At 65.0% G+C, this 17,414-nt stretch carries 19 protein-coding genes; 7 read left to right on the forward strand and 12 right to left on the reverse strand.

Annotated elements, in window-relative coordinates; genetic code table 11:
• Positions 1 to 62: 62 nt before the first annotated feature.
• Positions 63 to 536, forward strand: a complete 474-nt coding sequence (locus AB5Y70_RS03770) for a YMGG-like glycine zipper-containing protein (RefSeq protein ID WP_039041096.1) — start codon at positions 63 to 65, stop codon at positions 534 to 536.
• An 87-nt stretch (positions 537 to 623) separates the two neighbouring features.
• Here AB5Y70_RS03770 and AB5Y70_RS03775 read toward each other — a convergent pair whose 3' ends face one another.
• Positions 624 to 1,580 carry a D-2-hydroxyacid dehydrogenase gene (locus AB5Y70_RS03775; RefSeq protein WP_043153180.1) on the reverse strand — a complete coding sequence of 319 codons (957 nt, stop codon included), beginning with the start codon at positions 1,578 to 1,580 and terminating at the stop codon, positions 624 to 626.
• Between the two features lie 116 nt (positions 1,581 to 1,696).
• Positions 1,697 to 2,467, reverse strand: a complete 771-nt coding sequence (locus AB5Y70_RS03780) for a DUF3530 family protein (RefSeq protein ID WP_039041094.1) — start codon at positions 2,465 to 2,467, stop codon at positions 1,697 to 1,699.
• A gap of 309 nt (positions 2,468 to 2,776) precedes the next feature.
• On the opposite strand from AB5Y70_RS03780, the gene AB5Y70_RS03785 reads away from it, so the two are divergent.
• Genes AB5Y70_RS03785 through AB5Y70_RS03800 form a run of 4 tightly spaced genes read left to right on the forward strand, consistent with a single transcriptional unit; the run spans position 2,777 to position 6,098 of the window.
• Positions 2,777 to 3,817 carry an isopenicillin N synthase family oxygenase gene (locus AB5Y70_RS03785; RefSeq protein ID WP_039041093.1) on the forward strand — a complete coding sequence of 347 codons (1,041 nt, stop codon included), beginning with the start codon at positions 2,777 to 2,779 and terminating at the stop codon, positions 3,815 to 3,817.
• A 21-nt stretch (positions 3,818 to 3,838) separates the two neighbouring features.
• On the forward strand, positions 3,839 to 4,651 hold the full coding sequence (locus tag AB5Y70_RS03790; protein WP_010673785.1) for a MetQ/NlpA family ABC transporter substrate-binding protein: 813 nt from the start codon (positions 3,839 to 3,841) through the stop codon (positions 4,649 to 4,651).
• Positions 4,648 to 5,442 (forward strand): methionine ABC transporter ATP-binding protein, encoded by a 795-nt coding sequence (locus AB5Y70_RS03795; protein ID WP_080988624.1) that lies wholly within the window; start codon positions 4,648 to 4,650, stop codon positions 5,440 to 5,442. Before AB5Y70_RS03790 ends, AB5Y70_RS03795 begins: the two co-directional genes overlap by 4 nt.
• Positions 5,427 to 6,098 carry a methionine ABC transporter permease gene (locus AB5Y70_RS03800; RefSeq protein ID WP_041212539.1) on the forward strand — a complete coding sequence of 224 codons (672 nt, stop codon included), beginning with the start codon at positions 5,427 to 5,429 and terminating at the stop codon, positions 6,096 to 6,098. The genes AB5Y70_RS03795 and AB5Y70_RS03800 overlap by 16 nt, the downstream gene beginning before the upstream one ends.
• A gap of 94 nt (positions 6,099 to 6,192) precedes the next feature.
• On the opposite strand, the gene efp is transcribed toward AB5Y70_RS03800, so the two are convergent.
• The 3 genes from efp to AB5Y70_RS03815 form a co-directional block, all read right to left on the reverse strand.
• Positions 6,193 to 6,759, reverse strand: a complete 567-nt coding sequence (gene efp, locus AB5Y70_RS03805) for an elongation factor P (protein WP_010673788.1) — start codon at positions 6,757 to 6,759, stop codon at positions 6,193 to 6,195.
• Between the two features lie 45 nt (positions 6,760 to 6,804).
• A complete protein-coding gene (earP, locus tag AB5Y70_RS03810) occupies positions 6,805 to 8,001 on the reverse strand; it encodes an elongation factor P maturation arginine rhamnosyltransferase EarP (RefSeq protein ID WP_049636558.1) in 1,197 nt (398 codons plus the stop codon).
• 95 nt (positions 8,002 to 8,096) lie between these two features.
• Positions 8,097 to 9,140: a GMP reductase gene (locus AB5Y70_RS03815; protein ID WP_049636557.1), complete on the reverse strand. Its 1,044-nt coding sequence runs from the start codon at positions 9,138 to 9,140 to the stop codon at positions 8,097 to 8,099.
• A gap of 391 nt (positions 9,141 to 9,531) precedes the next feature.
• On the opposite strand from AB5Y70_RS03815, the gene AB5Y70_RS03820 reads away from it, so the two are divergent.
• A complete protein-coding gene (locus AB5Y70_RS03820; protein ID WP_041212542.1) occupies positions 9,532 to 10,011 on the forward strand; it encodes an ATP-dependent zinc protease in 480 nt (159 codons plus the stop codon).
• Between the two features lie 67 nt (positions 10,012 to 10,078).
• Here AB5Y70_RS03820 and AB5Y70_RS03825 read toward each other — a convergent pair whose 3' ends face one another.
• The 7 genes from AB5Y70_RS03825 to AB5Y70_RS03855 all read right to left on the reverse strand — a co-directional run bounded on the left by AB5Y70_RS03825 (position 10,079) and on the right by AB5Y70_RS03855 (position 16,579).
• Positions 10,079 to 11,518, reverse strand: coding sequence for an ATP-binding protein (locus tag AB5Y70_RS03825; RefSeq protein ID WP_049636556.1), 1,440 nt, complete (start codon positions 11,516 to 11,518; stop codon positions 10,079 to 10,081).
• Positions 11,515 to 12,207 (reverse strand): response regulator, encoded by a 693-nt coding sequence (locus AB5Y70_RS03830; RefSeq protein ID WP_041215642.1) that lies wholly within the window; start codon positions 12,205 to 12,207, stop codon positions 11,515 to 11,517. The genes AB5Y70_RS03825 and AB5Y70_RS03830 overlap by 4 nt, the downstream gene beginning before the upstream one ends.
• An 81-nt stretch (positions 12,208 to 12,288) precedes the next feature.
• The gene (locus AB5Y70_RS03835; protein ID WP_368175935.1) at positions 12,289 to 12,936 is read right to left on the reverse strand and encodes a tetratricopeptide repeat protein; all 648 of its coding nucleotides are present in this window, start codon (positions 12,934 to 12,936) and stop codon (positions 12,289 to 12,291) included.
• Between the two features lies 1 nt (position 12,937).
• Complete coding sequence (locus tag AB5Y70_RS03840; RefSeq protein WP_039039562.1) at positions 12,938 to 13,786, reverse strand: SDR family oxidoreductase; 849 nt, start codon at positions 13,784 to 13,786, stop codon at positions 12,938 to 12,940.
• Positions 13,783 to 14,439 carry a TenA family transcriptional regulator gene (locus tag AB5Y70_RS03845; RefSeq protein WP_042865119.1) on the reverse strand — a complete coding sequence of 219 codons (657 nt, stop codon included), beginning with the start codon at positions 14,437 to 14,439 and terminating at the stop codon, positions 13,783 to 13,785. The genes AB5Y70_RS03840 and AB5Y70_RS03845 overlap by 4 nt, the downstream gene beginning before the upstream one ends.
• Positions 14,436 to 15,917 (reverse strand): AMP-binding protein, encoded by a 1,482-nt coding sequence (locus AB5Y70_RS03850; RefSeq protein ID WP_219596701.1) that lies wholly within the window; start codon positions 15,915 to 15,917, stop codon positions 14,436 to 14,438. Before AB5Y70_RS03850 ends, AB5Y70_RS03845 begins: the two co-directional genes overlap by 4 nt.
• Positions 15,914 to 16,579: a thermostable hemolysin gene (locus AB5Y70_RS03855; protein ID WP_368175936.1), complete on the reverse strand. Its 666-nt coding sequence runs from the start codon at positions 16,577 to 16,579 to the stop codon at positions 15,914 to 15,916. The genes AB5Y70_RS03850 and AB5Y70_RS03855 overlap by 4 nt, the downstream gene beginning before the upstream one ends.
• Positions 16,580 to 16,766: 187 nt before the next feature.
• Here AB5Y70_RS03855 and AB5Y70_RS03860 point away from each other — a divergent pair, with 187 nt between their 5' ends.
• Positions 16,767 to 17,408, forward strand: a complete 642-nt coding sequence (locus AB5Y70_RS03860) for a class I SAM-dependent methyltransferase (protein ID WP_049636553.1) — start codon at positions 16,767 to 16,769, stop codon at positions 17,406 to 17,408.
• The last annotated feature ends 6 nt before the right edge of the window (positions 17,409 to 17,414 follow it).

Raw genomic sequence — 17,414 nt, forward strand, 5'->3', positions numbered from 1 at the left:
TCAGGGGGCTTTGTATAGTGCAGGGAAAAATAATCAATCATCAGGTTTGACAGGAGTACCCCATGAAAATGAAACCGTTTGGCATGAGCGCACTGGCGCTGCTGGGGGCGTTGCTGTTGGGCACAGGACAGGTGCAGGCATCCGAGACCCTCAATACCATTCTCGGCGGCGGAGCCGGCGGGGTGGCGGGCACCATGATCGGCAAGGAGCTGGGTGGCGACACCGGCGCCCTGGTGGGGGCTGCCCTGGGGGGCGCGGCCGGTGGTGCGGCCACGGCCAATAGGGGCAACAAGAACGAAGCTGCGCTCGGCGGCGCCGTCGGTGCCCTGGGCGGGGCAGCCATCGGCAAGAGCGTCGGTGGCAGTACGGGCCAGCTGATCGGCGCCGGTATCGGTGGTGCCGGTGGCTCCGCCATCGGAGCCAGGACCGGGGATGGTCACGAGAGCCGCGGCGATCGCTATTACGATGACAGGCGCTATCACAAGCACCACAAGAAACACAAAAAGCACCGCAAGCACAGATGGCATGACGACTGATGCCGCGGCAAGCTGACCGACAAAAAGGGGCCTTTGGCCCCTTTTTTTGATCCCGCTGCCGGCCCGTGAGGGGCGGCGAGCGGCCTCTTACACCAGCCGGTGCTGGCGCCTGCCAAGGGAGAAGGCGTTGATGTTGTCAATGAGCTGATCCGCGAGGCGCTGCATCGACTCTTCGCTGGCCCAGGCCACGTGGGGAGTCAGGATGAAATTGGGGTAACGCAGGGCCTGCATCAGGGGGTGATCCGGAGGCGGCGGCTCGACACTCGCCACATCGAAACCGGCGCCGCCCAGACGGCCGTTGCCGAGGGCTTCGAGCAGCGCCTGCTCGTCCACCAGGCCGCCACGGCCCACGTTGATGAGCAGGGCGCCCGGTTTCATCAGGGACAGCTCCCGCTCCCCGATGAGATGGCGGGTGTAGGGGGTGAGCGGGCAGTGCAGGCTGATCACATCCGAACTTTGCAGCAGGGCATCCAGGGGCAGTCTGTCGTCATCCCCCGGGGAGCCGACCTGGCTCTGGGCATAGTAAACCTCCATCCCGATGGCGCTGGCCCGCTGTCCCAGTGCCTGTCCCAGGGTTCCCTTGCCGATGATCCCGAGGCGCTTGCCATGCAGATCCGTGATGGGGTGGTCGAAGAAGCAGAACTGGCCGCTTTGTTGCCAGCGCCCCTCCAGCAGGGACTGGCGCCAGGCGAACAGGTTGCGCGACAGGGCGAGCATCAGGGCCATGGCGTGCTCGGGGACGGAAGGGCCCGAGTAGTTGCGGATATTGCACACGGCGACATTGGCGGCGCGGCACGCCTCCAGATCCAGGTTGTCGCTGCCGGTGGCGGCCAGGGCGATCAGGCGCAGTTCGGGCAGCTGGGCCAGTTCATCGGCCCCGATGCGCACCTTGTTGATGATGGCGATGCTGGCGCACTTGAGCCGCTCCACCACCTGATCCGGTGCCGTGGTCGGGTAGCTTTGCCAGTGATGGGGAAAATCGGGGCGGCGCAGATTGATGCCGGTGTCCAGGGTGTCGCTGTCGAGAAACACGATTTGCTGCATGAAGCCTCCTGCCATTGATGAGGCCATCATGCCAAAGATGGGGGCGGGATGACCAGTCCGCTGGCCTGGGGGGCAACTTTGGTTTGGCCCAATCCTTTTGATACTCAGTGATTGGGTCAGATCCAGCCGAGGTGGGTCAGCCAGCCCTGGATGCGCCCCGGCGTCTCCTCCAGATCCATCAGGGCATAGGGGCGGTAGTTGAGCTTGTGGCTGCGGCGGCTCTCGCTTCTGCGGGCTTCGGCCGCCAGCAGGGGCCAGCGTCCTCCCTCCTCCTGATAGAGATCCAGGGTAGGGATGCTGCCCTGGGCTATCTGCTTGGCGAGGGTCTGGTTGCTCAGCTGGTTGGGGAAGAAGCCGTCGAGCAGCACCAGGGCATCGGGGGCGGGCAACTGTTCGCTGGCGATGAGGTTGGCGGCCCAGGCGGCGCTGGTACCCTGGGCCAGCAGCAGCTTGAAGCCCCCCTCCTGCAGCTTGGCATCCCCCAGCTTGCTGATGCGGGAGGCAAACTGCTTGCGAAAATCGTCGATGACCTGCTGTTTCTTCTCGGCGGCGGGGTCGAGCTCGGTCTGCTGCGGCGAGGGGAGCAGCAGCAGGGTATCGAAACCGAGGCGCCCCAGCTCCCGGGTCAGTTGCCACAGCTGGCCGCTGCGCTGCCAGTCGGGCAGCAGGATGACCAGACCCACGTAGTTGTCGCTGTCGTGCTTGGCAAACAGTACCTGTTGCTTGTCCACCCTGGTGCTGTCGGGTATTCCCTGCCAGTCGCTGCTCTGCCAGTAGTCGGGGGGAACCAGGGGGGCTGGATCCGGGGCGGCGCCTGACGGTGCCTGCCCGGCGCCGTGGGCGGCAAAAGCAAGCAGGGTCAGCAGCAGATAGGGGCGAAATGTCATGGGGGATCCTCCAGCACTCCCTCATAGCGGCCTCGCCGGGGGTTTCTTTAGGGCAAGGGGGCACATCGGCATCGGCGGTGGCGAAGAGGGTCTGACCGGGGGCCGGACACGGGCCCGGGATTGTTCCAAATGGCAAAGCATTCCCGGTTTTGATTGTTCCATCCCGTGACCCATACATGGTTCAGTAAGGGCAGGCAGACAGGGGGGCCGGGGCATGTTGTCACTGGCCGCAGGCGGAGAATTCTTCCCCCTGTCTCGTCAGAACGAGAGATTCACCCTCACTTTCCATCGACAGGGAGCGTTATCGCCATGAGCACCTTGGTTCACTTGCCTATCCTCGACCTGAGGCAGCTGGATGCCTCGCCCGACGCCCGGGCCGATTTTCTGGCATCGTTGCGCGATGCCGCGAGAGAGACGGGATTTTTCTACCTGACCGGCCACGGCATCGATCCCGAGCTACAACAGGAGGTGCAGCAGCTGTCGCGGGCCTTCTTTGCGCTGCCTCTGGCGGCCAAGCAGCAGGTCGCCATGATCCACTCTCCCCATTTTCGTGGCTACAACCGACCGGGGGCAGAGCTGACCCGGGGTCAACCCGACTGGCGAGAGCAGTTTGATATCGGTGCCGATCGCCCTGCCTTGCCGCGCGCGGCGGGCGACCCGCCCTGGTGGCGGTTGCAGGGGCCGAATCAGTGGCCGGAGGCGCTGCCGACACTGCAACCCGTGCTGACGCGCTGGCGTGGGCAGATGACCCGCATGTCCCGTACCCTGCTCGGGGCTTTTGCCGAGGCGCTCGCACTGTCGCCAGATGCCTTCGATGCCCTGCACGGAGAGCGTCCCAACGAACATATCAAGCTGATCCGCTATCCCGGTGAGCGGGGCGCCACCCAGGGGGTCGGTCCCCACAAGGATTCGGGCTTCCTGAGCTTCCTGCTGCAGGATGACCAGCCCGGCCTGCAGGTGGAGGTGGCGCCGGATCACTGGATCGACGCGCTCCCGCTCCCCGGCACCTTCGTGGTCAACATCGGTGAGCTGCTGGAGCTCGCCAGCAACGGCTACCTGCGGGCGACCGTGCACCGGGTGGTGCCGTCGGCGCCGGGGCAGGAGCGTCTCTCCATCGCCTTCTTCCTGGGGGCCCAGCTCGACGCCGTGGTGCCCGTCTATCCGCTGCCCGAGGCACTGGCCCGTGAAGCCAGGGGGCCTGCCACCGACCCGCACAATCCGCTGCTGCGGGAGGTGGGCTGGAACTACCTCAAGGGGCGGCTGCGTTCTCACCCTGATGTGGCATTGCGCCACCATGCCGATCTGTTGCCGGCGCCCCGGGCGCTGGCGGTCGGCGAAACCACCCATTGATTGCATGGCAAGGAGCACAAGATGAACAAGCACGGACTGTTTTCCCTGAGCGGCCTGGTATTGGCCCTCGGACTCTCTCTCTCCGCCCAGGCCGCCCAGGCGCTGCGGGTTGCCGCGGATCCACTGCCCCATGCGGATATCCTCGGCGAGGTGAAACGCCAGGACCCTTCGCTGGATCTGCAGGTGATCGAGCTCAGCGGCGGCATCAATGCCAATGCCCTGTTGGTGGCGGGTGATGTGGATGCCAACTACTTCCAGCACGTCCCTTACCTGCGGGATCAGGAGAAGGCGCTCGGCACCGAGCTGGTGGTGGCCGCGACCGTACACGTGGAGCCTCTTGGCATCTATTCGAAGAAGTTCAAGCACCTGAGGGAGGTACCGGAAAAGGCGGTGATCGCCCTGCCCAACAATGTCACCAACCTGAGCCGGGCCCTCTATCTGTTGCAGCACGAGGGGCTCATCACCCTCAAGGCCGGCCATGAAGATCCGGCGCGGGATCTGGCGACGGTGCACGACATCGCCACCAACCCCAAGGCGCTCAAGATCCTGGAGATCGAGGCGCCGCAGCTGCCGCGCTCCCTCGACGACGTGGATCTGGCGGTGATCAATGGCAACTATGCCCTGGAGGCGGGGCTGGAGCCTGCTCGCGATGCCCTGGGGCTGGAGAGCGCCCAGAACAATCCCTACGCCAACATCCTGGTGACCACCCCGGCGCTCAAGGATGATCCGCGGATCCGCCAGTTGGCGCGGGATCTGGAGTCCAGGGCGATCGCCGACTTCATTCGCAAGAGCTACAAGGGGTCGGTGATCCCGGTGGCCGGGCGGCAGTCATGATAGTGCTGGAGGGGCTCGGCAAGCAGTACCCGGGGCACGGGCAACCCGCTCTGGAGGGGGTGTCGCTCGAGATTCCGGATGGGGCCATCTACGGCATTCTCGGGCGCAGCGGCGCGGGCAAGAGCACGCTCATTCGTTGCCTCAATCTGCTGGAGCGGCCAAGCCGGGGCCGCATCCTGTTCGATGGCCGCGACATCACGGCCCTGGAGGGAGCGGCCTTGCGCCGCCACCGTCAGGGGACCGGCATGATTTTCCAGCACTTCAATCTGCTGCACGCCCGCAGCGTGGAGGAGAACGTGGCGGTCCCGCTGGAAATCGCCGGAGTGGCGCGCCGGGAGCGGGCGGCCCGGGTCAGCGAGCTGTTGGAACTGGTGGGGCTTGGCGAGCACCGTCGCGCCTTTCCCTCCCAGTTGTCGGGGGGGCAGAAGCAACGCGTGGGCATCGCCCGCGCCCTGGCCGCCAATCCGCGCCACTTGCTCTGTGACGAGGCGACCAGTGCCCTGGATCCGGAGACCACGGAGTCGGTGCTGGCGCTGCTTGCCGACATCAACCGCCGCCTCGGGATCACCATAGTGCTCATCACCCACGAGCTGGAGGTGGTCAGGGCCATCTGCGATCACGCGGCATTGCTTGAACGGGGTCAGCTGGTGGAAAGCGGCGCTCTGGGCACCCTGCTGGCCAACCCCGACTCCCGCGTGCGGCAGGCCTTGTTGCCGGATCCCGAGATCCTGGGGCGTTTCATGGCGCGTCACGGAGTCACAGAGGAGGTGCGTTTATGCAGAGTCGCCTGAGTGCCGATGCCTTGCTCGAACTGATGTATCAGGGGTCGCTCGAAACGCTCTACATGGTGGGAGTGGCGGCCGTGTTCACCCTGCTGCTGGGGTTGCCGACCGGGGTGCTGCTGGTGGTGACCCGTCCCGGGGGCGTGTTGCCCTTGCCCCGTCTCAACATGGTGCTGGGGATCGGTATCAACATCGGGCGGTCGCTCCCCTTCGTGGTGCTCCTGATCGCCCTGATCCCCCTGACCCGGCTGGTGGTCGGCACCTCACTGGGCAGCACCGCCGCCATCGTCCCCATCACCCTGGGGGCCTTCCCCTTCTTTGCCCGGGTGGTGGAGAGCGCCCTCGATGAGGTGGACAAGGGGCGCGTCGAAGCCGTGCTCGCCATGGGGGGCAGCGGCTGGCACGTGGTCGTCAAGGCGCTGCTGCCCGAGGCCTTGCCGGCGCTGCTGGCCGGACTCACCCTGACGGTGGTGATGCTCATTGGCTTCTCCTCCATGGCAGGGGTGGTCGGTGGTGGCGGGCTCGGGGATCTGGCGATCCGCTACGGCTACCAGCGCTTTGATGACAAGGTGATGGCAGGGACCGTGGTCATGTTGCTGCTGCTGGTGCAACTGGTACAGGGGGTGGGGGACAGGCTGGTGCGGGCACTGGCCCATCGCCGCTAGGGGCACGGCTTCTCATCAGGCCGGCCGTGAGGTGCCAGCCAATAAAAAAGCGAGCCTTGGCTCGCTTTTTTTGCAATCACATCAAGGGGTCAACTTAGTTGACGCGACGCTTGAATTCACCGGTACGGGTGTCGATTTCGATCTTGTCACCGATCTCCACGAAGGCGGCAACGGCCAGCTCGTAGGAGGTGCCCTTCAGGCGGGCAGGCTTGGTCACTTTACCGGAGGTGTCGCCACGGGCGGCCGGCTCGGTGTACTCGACTTCACGCACGATGGTGGTCGGCAGTTCTACGGAGATGGCTTTCTCGTTGTAGAAAGTCACTTCGCAGAGGTCTTCCATGCCGTCTACCAGGTAGTTCAGGGCATCACCCAGGTTGTCTTTCTCGACGTCGTACTGGTTGTACTCGGTGTCCATGAAGACATACAGCGGGTCGGAGTAGTAGGAGTAGGTGCACTCTTTACGCTCCAGCTGAACGACTTCCAGCTTGTCGTCGGCCTTGAAGACGGTCTCGGTGGCGCTGCCGTTCAGCAGACCCTTCAGCTTCATCTTGACCACGGCGGAGTTACGGCCGGATTTGTTGAATTCAGCCTTCTGGACCACCATCGGCTCGGTGCCGATCATGACTACGTTACCAGCGCGGATTTCCTGTGCGGTTTTCATGTAAAAAATTCCTGTTCGTGAAACGGACGGATAAAAACTGCCAGATTATATACGGCTTTCTAAAAATTTCACCAACCTCGTGACGAGATCCCCGTCCGCCAGCAGCCTCTGTGGCCAGGTGCGCCCATGTTGCTGCCATATGGCCGCGTATTGCGGCCATTGTGCCCAGAGTTCACCGGTGTGTTCCCCCCGGTTGAGGGCATGGTTGAAGCGGCGCAGCCACTGACCGGCCGGCGCTGGCAAGGGGGAGAGGTAGTGGTCGAGAAAACCGTCCAGCTTGACCATGTGGGCATCCTCTTCCTGCTGGTAGATGTGCCAGAGGAAGGGGCGCCCTGCCCACTGGGCCCGCACGAAGGAGTCCTCCCCGCGCACCAGGTTGAGATCGCAGCTCCACAGCAGGCGATCGTAGCCCCTCTGATCGGTCATCGGCAGCAGCTTGACGGTGAGGTTGCCCGCCTGGAGCAGCGCGCCTGCCTTGGCCGTCGGAATGGCCTCTACCAGCCCTGCGCCGATGAGCACGTCGTCGAGGGAGCGCCCCAGCGGCAGCAGCAGGGTGACGGGGGTGACGCTCTGGCGCCAGCCCTCGACCAGGCTCCTGAGCGCCTCGCTCTCGTAGGTAAAGAGGCTGACCCGCAGCTCGTCTTCTCGTTGGGGTGGCAAGCCGAGGCTGGCCCAGTAGGCGGCCAGTCCCGCTTCATCCTGTTGCCAGCGCTCGCGCTCGACGATGAGGCCGTGCTCGCACAAGAGGCCGCCGGTTCTGGCGGTGAAACCCGGGAAGAAGAAGTACTTGTCGAGGCGCCGGCTGCCGACCTGCTGGGGCGAGGCGAGGCCATGGCAATCCTCGACCCAGCTCTCGGCCGAGAGGTATTCGAGGTTGATCCAGCAGGGGGGCGTGGTCTGCTCGGCCATGCGTTCGATAAAGGGGGCGGGCAGCTCGCAGGCAAACGCCTCGATGACCACCCTGGCCGGGGTCATGTCGGCGGGGAGGCGCTCGTGCCAGTGCTGGACATAGATGCCATCGACCCACTGACCGTCCTGTGCGGGGTCGAGCGCCGGGCAGATGCGGGCGAAGCTAGCCAGATCGTCCACCCAGAGCCGCACCTGCACCTCACTCTTCTGCGCCGGGAGCGCGCCTTCCTGTTTGAGCTGGCGGGCGAGTCGCCAGGTGACGCCGATGTCACCGAAGTTGTCGACGACGCAGCAGAAGATGTCCCAGTCGAAGGGGGGGAGAGGGCTTGTCATGGCGCGGGATCCCAGATGCAAAAAAACCGGTGCGCAGGGTAGCACACCGGTTGGTCGGCTTCTAACCGTCAGCGCGTGACGGGGTCTGTGGCAGGTTACTCCTTGCCGTAGACGTTGTTCTCCTGCTCGCGCACCCGGATGAAGGTGGTGCGTTTGGTGAGCTCTTTCAGCTGGCTGGCCCCCACATAGGTGCAGGTGGAGCGCACCCCGCCCAGGATGTCGCGCACCGTGTTCTCCACCGGACCGCGGTAGGGCAGCAGCACGGTTTTGCCTTCGGAGGCGCGATACTCGGCGACACCGCCGGCGTGCTTGTCCATGGCGCTGGCCGAGCTCATGCCGTAGAACTTCATGAAGGGCTCGCCATCGACCTCGACGACTTCGCCGCCGCACTCTTCGTGAGCGGCCAGCATGCCCCCCAGCATCACGAAGTCGGCGCCGCCGCCAAATGCCTTGGCCACATCCCCCGGGCAGGTGCAGCCGCCGTCACCGACGATCTGGCCACCCAGGCCGTGGGCCGCATCGGCACACTCGATGATGGCGGAGAGCTGCGGGTAGCCGACCCCGGTCTTGACCCGGGTGGTGCAGACCGAGCCCGGGCCTATGCCCACCTTGACGATGTCGGCGCCGGAGAGGATCAGCTCCTCCACCATCTCGCCGGTCACCACGTTGCCAGCGAGGATGACGTGGTTCGGGCAGGCCTCGCGGATCTTGCGCAGAAACTCGACGAAGTGCTGGGAGTAACCGTTGGCCACGTCCACGCAGATGAAGCGCAGGGCGCTGGACATCGCGAGGATCTGGCGGGTCTTGGTGAAGTCCTCCTCCGAGGTGCCGGTGGAGACCATTACGTGGCCCAGCAGGGCCGGGTCGGTCTCATTGACGAAGGTTTGCCACTGCGCAAGGCTGTAGTGCTTGTGCACCGCCGTCATCATCTCGAAGCTGGCCAGGGTACGCGCCATGGCGAAGCTGCCGACGGTATCCATGTTGGCGGCGATGACGGGCACGCCCTGCCATCGGGTCTGGGTGTGCTTGAAGGTGAACTGGCGAGTCAGGCTGACTTGGGAACGGCTCTTGAGAGTAGAGCGCTTGGGGCGAAACAGGACATCCTTGAAACCGAGCTTCAAGTCTTCTTCGATACGCATTGCGAATTCCTTATTGAGCCTTGTGTGAGAGCTCACTTTGCAGTGGCAACTTTTCGGCAGGCGCAAAAAAACCGGTGGTTTTCAGGCCCTCCGGTTTACAGCAGTGTAGGCAAAAATCCCGTCAGAACAAGACTGATAATTCACGCACCGCTGTGGTAGCCTTTGGCGTCACAACCTGAGGATGGCCGCCAGCGTCATCCCGCACCCTGTTCTCCCCTCGTTTTCCTGCTGCATTCCCCACTCACGCGCCGTGCCCGGCATGGATTGTCGCCTGTTGGCACCGCGTCCAGAGCCTGCTCCCCTGCGCGCCAGAATCCGGTTGACCCGGCAGTTGGCTGTGATACATCTGGGCGCAAGACTGACAAGGCGAGAGAGCAAGATGGGCAAGAGAATGGTGGCGGCAGCCATGATGTGGGCGCTGTGCGGCAGCGCGATGGCGGCCCAGACCAGCTATGGCTGGATCGAGAAGGGGGTGCTGATGCCCTACGGGGTGGCGGTCAAGATGAAGCTCGATACCGGTGCCCTCACTTCGTCGCTGGATGCCCGCGACCTGAAGCATTTCAAGAAGGATGGCAAGCCCTGGGTGCGCTTCAACCTGGTGCTGACCGATGCCAATACCGACAAGGTGGTGCGCCGGAGCGTGGAGCGGCCGGTGGAGCGCAGCGTGACGGTGCGCGGGGCGGGCGGCATGGAGGAGCGCCCGACGGTGACCATGTCCGTCTGCGTCGGGGACCAGGTCTACAAGGAGTGGTTCACCCTGCGGGATCGCAGCAAGATGATCTACCCGGTGCTGCTGGGGCGCCGTCTGCTGGCGGAGCTGGGACCGGTGGATTCGAGCCGGACCTTCACGGTACAGCCCACCTGCGACTAGGGTGGTGGTGCCATGAAAAACGGGGGCCTGGCCCCCGTTTTTCATGGCGTGCGCAAAGGCTGACCCCTCATGCCTGGCGCGAGGCGGGAAGCAGCACGCTCACTTCGAGCCCCCCTTCAGGCCGATTGTGGATGTCGAGATCCGCTCCGTGAAGCTGGGCGATGCGCGAAACGATGGCCATTCCAAGGCCCACGCCATCCCCCTGCTGGGGATTGACCCGGAAGAAGCGCTCGCACAACCGGGAGAGGGCGGCGGTGGGGATGCCGGGGCCGTTGTCCCGCACATCCACCCGGATCCGGTTGCCCACCTGGCTCACCACCACGGCGACCTCGCCGCCCACCTGGGTGTAGCGCAGCGCATTGTCGATGAGGTTGCCGAACATCAGCTCCAGCAACATCGCCTGTCCCATTACCTGCACCTGTTCGGCGCCCTCCAGGGACAGCTGTTGATCCTTTTTCAGGGCGATGGGGGCCAGGGTCGCCAGGGGGCTCTGCAACAGGGGGTGCAGAGGGAGGGCGGTGAGGGCCGGGCTCTGCTGGTTGTCGATGCGGGCCTGGGTCAGCAACTGGCGGATCAGCCGATCGCTGCGATCGAGGGCCAAGAGCATCTTGCGCAGGGCCTGCTCCCGGCTCTGATCATCCTCGGCCGTCATGGCGTTCTCGCTGTGGATGCGCAGCACCGCGAGGGGCGTGCGCAGCTCGTGGGCGGCCTCGTTGGTGAACTGTTTCTCCCGATCCAGGGTGTCAGCGAGGGCGTGCATCAGCCGGTTGATCTCCCCCACCAGCGGCGTCAGTTCCTCGGCCTTGATGGCGAGATTGAGGGGGCTCAGGTTGGCGGGATGACGCTCGCCGATGGCTTGCGCCAGCTGGTGCAGCGGTGACAGCCCCCGGGTGATCAGCCACCACAGCAGACCGAGCAGGAAGGGCAGGGTGATGAAGAGGGGCAGCATGGTGAGGGTGGCCATCTTGCTGGCCAGTTCGCTGCGTTCGTCATCCCGCTCCGCCACGATGAGCCAGGTCTGTTCACCTTCGTTGTAGAGGGTAAAGGTGCGCCACTCGTGGTGATCCTTGGTCTCGCTGTTGAAGCCCCGCTCCAGGGTGGTCAACGGTTGGGCCGGGGCATTGGGCGAGCGCAGCAGCACGGCGCCCTGCTCGCTCAGCAACTGGAAGTAGAGGTTGTGTTCGAATTCATGGCCATAGGGGGTGAACTCGTTGTCCTGGCCGAACTGGAAGAAGCCGCCCTTCTCGATGTGGGGCGTCTCGGGGACGGCCTGCACCCACTCCTGGTACACGGTGCCGTTGCGCGGCAGCTCGCCGCTCTGCTTGAGATAGCGGCTGAGCAACTGGTTGGTGATGCGGGCGGACTGGGCGAGACGGGCATCAAACAGCTCTTCCATTTCGTGGTTGGCCTGCAGGTAGCCGATAAGGCCGCTGATGGCGAGGCTGAGGCTGACCAGGGCCAGGATGCCGGAGAGCAGGAAACGGCGGATGGAACGGACACGGCTCATGGGGCGGAGGCTCCTCTTGCGCCCTGGACGTCGAGCTGGGGCACGATGTAACCGACGCCGCGAATGTTGCGGATGAGCTCGGGGAAGAATTTCTTGCGCAGGTGGTGAATGTGCACCTCCACCGCGTTGCTCTCTGCCCCCTCGTCCCAGCCGTAGAGGCTCTGTTGCAGTTGATCCCGGCTCAATACCCGGCCGCTCTGGGTGATGAGCTCCTGCAACAGCTTGTACTCGTGGGGGGTGAGCTTGACCGGCTCGCCCCGATAGGTGACCTGTTGTGACGCGGGGAAGAGCTGCAGCTCCCCGTACTCCAGCACCGCCTGGGCCTGCCCCTTGCTGCGCCGCACCAGGGCGCGCAGCCGGGCGTTGAGCTCCTGCAGGGCGAAGGGTTTGACCATGTAGTCGTCGGAGCCTGCATCCAGCCCCAGCACCCGGTCGTCCAGGGCATCACGGGCGGTCAGGATGAGCACGGGCAGGGTCTGCCCCTCCCGGCGCAACTTGCGCAGCAGGCTGATGCCGTCGATGTCCGGCAGGTTGAGATCCAGGACAAGGGCGGCAAACTCCTCGCTCTTGAGCGCCGAGAGGGCCGGCATCCCCTGCTGGAGCCAGTCCACCGTGTAGCCGCTGCTGCGCAGGGCATCCACCATGCCGTCTCCCAGCATCACATCATCTTCCACCAACAGGATCCGCATTGTTCTCTCCCTCAAACGACACTGCCCACCAGTATGCAAGCTGGTGGGCAGAGTTGAAATAGCACACTGTGCTGCTTGTGTTTACAGCTTGGCGAGACGCTCGCGAATTTCCATTCTGCGGCCCTCGTCCGCCACCTCGCGGCCAGGGCGCGCCGGGGCGGCCAGGGCCTTGTCCAGATAGACCTTCGCCTGTGCCTTGTCACCCTGATCCAGCAGGAAGTCGCCGTAGAAGAAGTTGGGGTCGATGCCGGTGGGATTGATGGCCAGCGCCTGCTTGAGCAGCTTCTCCGCCTTCTCGTCGTCACCAAAGCCCACCGGCCAGCCCGGTACCTGGTAGTAGAGGGAGCCCAGGCTGGTGTAGGCCGAGCCTTCCAGCGCCTTGGGATCCTGCTTGATGGCGATCTCGAGCTTGGCCTTGGCCTCCTTCACCAGACCAAGGGCGCCGAGGCCGCCCTTGGCCCCCGCCCAGGTGCTCTTGACGATGGCGGACCAGATCAGCAGATCGGTGCGAAATGCCTCCTTGGCACTCGCCTCATCGGCCTTGGCACTCAGGCTCTCCAGGCAGCTCTCCTTGGCTTTTCCGGTCTGCTGGTACTGGCAGTGGGCCCACTCCTGCTGAATGGTGGGCAGGGCATCGGCGGCCTGTGCCAGACCGCTTGCCAGCAGGCCTCCCAGGACGAGCAACAGGGGGCCGTGACCAAATCGGGGACGGAAAGTGGTGTGCTTCATCTCAATGTTCCTTCTCGTTTGTCGCACAGGCGGGATCGCTCCTGTGATCGGGGGCAGGGGAGGCGGTGCGGCGGGCGTGGCGCTCGATGATCGGGCGCTGCTTGGCCAGGGCCATGTCCACCAAGGCGGGCAGCAGGCCGTTGAGCCGCACAAAGAGCTTTTCCGGCCAGCCAAGCCAGCGGCGGCGCGTTTCGTTGCACAGGGCGATGACGGCCTCCTCGGCCACGTCCTGTGGGCTGTCGGTCCGGGTGCCGAGCTCGGCATTCATGGCATAGGCCGCCTCGGAATTGAGGTGGGTGCGGGTGGCGCGAGGGGCAAAGTGCAGCACCTTGATGCCGGTTCCCTCCAGCTCCCGCCCCAGGGACTCGCTGAAGCCGCGCATGGCGAACTTGCTGGCGCAATAGACGCTGTAGCCGGCAAAACCGATGGCCCCGAGGCTGGAGCCGATGTTCATGATGATGGCGGGCTTGCGCAGCCGAGGCAGCAGGGCCCGGGTGAGCTGGATGGGCGCCTCGACGTTGAGCAGCAACTGGCGTGTCACCTGCTCGCTGCTCTGATCTTCCAGCCAGGCGAACTGGTTGCAGCCCGCACTGTTGATGAGCACGTCCAGCCCCTCGTCCAGGGCCGGATGTTGCAGCAGCTGCGCCCGCTCATGGGGAGAGCCAAGATCGGCCGTCACCGTCTGGTGGCGATCCGGATGAGGCAGCTCCCGGCGCAGGCGCTCCAGGGCGCTGGCCCGACGACCGTGCAGCAGCAGATGGGCACCCTGGGCCGCCAGTTCATGGGCCAGGGCTTCACCAATGCCGCCACTGGCGCCAGTCAGCAGTATGCGTTTGCCTTCAAGCTTCATTGGCAGGATCCCGTGAGCTGATAGAGCATGTCGCCATAGAGGCGGTAGACCACCTTGGCGGCGTGAATGATGGCGGCCTGATCGGCGGCATCTTCCACCCGGTTCATCAGGGATTCGAAGAATTTGAGGTGCTCCTGGTCCAGGGCCCCGTGGGAGCTCAGGTAGCTCATGGCCTGAGGCGGCAGACCCAGACCGCTCTTGAGCTGGTCGGCGACGGTCAGGGCGATGGCTACGCTGGTGCCTTCCAGCACCTGCACCATGCCGAAGAAGCCCATGGGATTGCCGCGCTGGATCTGGTCGTAGAGGAAGGCCACCATCAGCTCGATGGGCAGGCCCGGCTGGCCGTGGCGCACCTCCTCGGCATCACCGCCGCAGGCACGGATGTCGTTCAGGATCCACTCCTGATGGCCGTACTCCTCGTCGATGTACTCCCTGATGGCGCCTCGCACCCATTCGTACTCCTGCCCCAGTTTGCCGCCGGTGGCCATCAGGAGCGGCACCGTGTGGCGCACGTGGTAGTAGGCCTGTGCCAGGAAGGCGAGGTAGGTGTCACGGCTGATGTCGCCGCGGCGGCAGGCCTCGATGATAGGGGCGTTGAACAGGCGTTCGCGCTCGCAGGCGGTGGCTTGTTGCAGGGTCTGGTAGAAGCTCATGAGGTCTCTCCTGTGAGGCATTGGCTGATCTGCCGGGAAAAATGGTGATAAATCTCGTTGCGACGGGGGCGCCCGTTGGCCGTCAGCAGGCCAGGGAGCTGATCCAGGGCGACCGGCAACCAGTGGTGGATGCGGGCGTAATCGGGCAACTGCTGGTTGAGCCGGGCAATCTGCTCTGGCAATTGGGACTGGCTGCCCGGCAGCGGCTGGATAAGGGCCACGTTGGCGGGCTGACCGTCACCGAAGATGACGATGCGGGCGATGGCCGGGCAGAGCTGGGCCTGGGCTTCCACCCACTCCGGGGAGAAGTTGCGGCCAAAGGCGGTGATCTGCACGTTCTTCTTGCGCCCCGTGATATGGAGATAGCCCTCCTCGTCGATCCGACCCAGATCCCCTGTGGCGATCTGGCTGCCCGTCTCGCCCTCTTCCCCCAGGTAGCCCAGCATGGCGCTGCCGCTGACCATGACTTCGCCGTCTGCGGCGATCGTCACCTGGCAGTGGGGCAGGGGCAGGCCGACGCTGCCGGGACGATCCCCGTGGGGGCCGTTCAGGGCGACCACGGAGCCGCATTCGGAGAGACCGTATCCCTCATAGACCGGCAGCCCCGCCGCACGGGCGTGAGCGATGAGTTCGGGGGCGACCTTGCCGCCGCCCACGGCGACGAAGCGCAGGGTGCCGAGCTGTGTTGCCAGGGCAGGGGTATTGAGGCACAGGGCCAGCAGCAGGCGCAGCAACTCGGGTACCAGCACCAGGCTGTGGCTGGGCCAGCGCAGCAGTGCCTGGGCCAGGGCCGCAGGATCCAGCTTGCTGGAGCCCGAGAAGCCGAGTTCCCCCAGGGAGGGGATGCGGCTGCAGGCGCCGGTCAGCAGCGGTACATACAAGCCGGTCAGGTTCTCCAGCAAGGTGGTGAGGGGCAGCAGGGTCAGGTGTTTCTCAACCCGGGCAGGGGCCACCCGCAGGGCAAGGGATCCGCAGACCGCCGTCATCTGTTCCAGCGACAGGCAGACGCCCTTGGGTTGCCCCGTGGTGCCCGAGGTATAGGTGATCTTGGCGGTGCCCGCAGGCAGCTCGGGGAGGCGGGCCGGGATGCGGCGCCACAGGGGCACGGCCTGCTCATCGGGCCTGCCTGCCATGAGCACGAGGGGTGAGGCGGCTTGCCACCCCTGGTGCTCCGGGCCGACCAGGGCGTCTGCTCCGCTGCTTTCAAGCAGCCACGTCTGCTGCGCCGGACTGAAGAAGTGGGGAACCGGTATGACCACGATGCCGGCCCAGGTGCAGGCGAGATCGATCAGTGCCCAGGGCAGGCCGTTGTCGAGTTGCAGGGCCAGGCGGCGGATGCCGGCCCCTTGCAGCACGCCTGCCAGTTGCTGGATCTGCTGCCACAGGCTCTGGTAATCCAGCTCACCCTGGCTGCCTAGCAGCGCAGGCTGGTGCGGGGTCTGGCTGGCATGGTGGGCGATGGTGTCGAACAGCGTCATTGCGCGCACCTCCTGTCGATGTCGGCATGGTTAAAAAGGCGGGGCATGGGCCCCAGCAGGTTGAGCAGCAGGCTGCTCTGTGCGAGCACCTCGCGCCCCTGGTTGATGTCGCCTGCCATCACCTTGGGCTGGCAGCGGTAGTATTCGCCCCAGGCGCTGGCATCCTCCCCCACCTGATGGGCCTGGGCGGGGGCCAGCTCCACCGGGTTGAGACGCAGGCGGGTAAAGCTGTTGCGCAGCTTGGCGGTGCCGGTGAACACCACGTAGTCCAGGGCGTTGTCACACAGCAGACGGCACAGCGCGGCAAACATCAGGCGGGCGTGACCCGGTTCGCTGCAGGCAAGATTGCCCACTTCGATGATGCGGTGGCGGGCCGGACGGACCCCGAGACGGGTCTTGATGGCGGCCTCGACAGGCTGCTCCAGATATTGCTCCAGATAGAGCGGTTGCTCGTGCTCGCCATGGCAGGCCTGGTTAAGGCCGCAGGCACCGACCAGCACGCCATCTGCCCGGTAGAGCCCGAGCAGGCAGGGCAGGAAATGGGGAATGCGGGCGTTGAACTCGAGGGTATAGGCGGCCTGGATATAGGTTTGCAGCGCCATGACCTGCTGCGGGGATTCGGCCAGGATCAACCGGTAGGGGGCTTGGATCTCGATGGTCATGGTTGGCTCCTTCTCTTGCGATGGGATGAGAGTAAAAGGGCAAACTTAAGAAACCCTTAAGTCGCAAAAAAAGACGAAAAAAACTGGCGGGGGGTGAACGGGGGTCGATGGGGGCTCCAGACAAAACAGTTGCCAGCAGCGGGCGTGGCAGGCAATCTGCCCCGCTGTCGCCACCCGAGGAGCTGCCATGTCATCCCCTATTCACTGTCCCCTGTGTCTCTCCCCTTGGCACCATGCCCTGCCGGTGGCGGGCAAGGGCTATTACCGCTGCCTGGCGTGCGAGCTGGTCTGGATGGACGAGGCGGACCACCTGGACGAGGGGGCTGAGAAGGCGGTCTATGACGGGCACGACAACCGGGTGGACGATCCCCGCTACCGGGCCTTTCTGATGCGTGCCTTTGGCGAGGTGCTGGCCCGGGTGTCGCCTTCTGCCAGCGGCCTCGATTTTGGCTGCGGCCCCGGACCTGCCCTTATCGCCATGGGGCGGGAGGCGGGCTTCGAGATGGCGGGCTACGACAAGTTCTATGCCGACGACCCCGAGTGCCTGGCAAGGCAATACGACTTCATCACCAGCACCGAGGTGATAGAGCACATCGCCACCCCCCGCGCCGTGCTGGACACGCTCTGGGGCTGCCTCAAGCCCGGCGGGGTGCTGGTGTTGCAGACCCAGCGGGTGCTGGGGGACGAGCGCTTCAAGACCTGGCGCTATCGCCACGATCCCACCCACATCGTCTTCTTCGCCGAGGCCTCGTTCCGTGCCCTGGCGGTCCGCTGGCAGGCAGAGGTCGAGTTTCCTCATGCGGATGTGGCGGTGTTCACCAAACCCTGAGCCGGG

The organism is Aeromonas sp. s1(2024), from assembly GCF_040908005.1.
In the GTDB taxonomy this organism is placed as follows: Bacteria; Pseudomonadota; Gammaproteobacteria; order Enterobacterales; family Aeromonadaceae; genus Aeromonas; species Aeromonas caviae.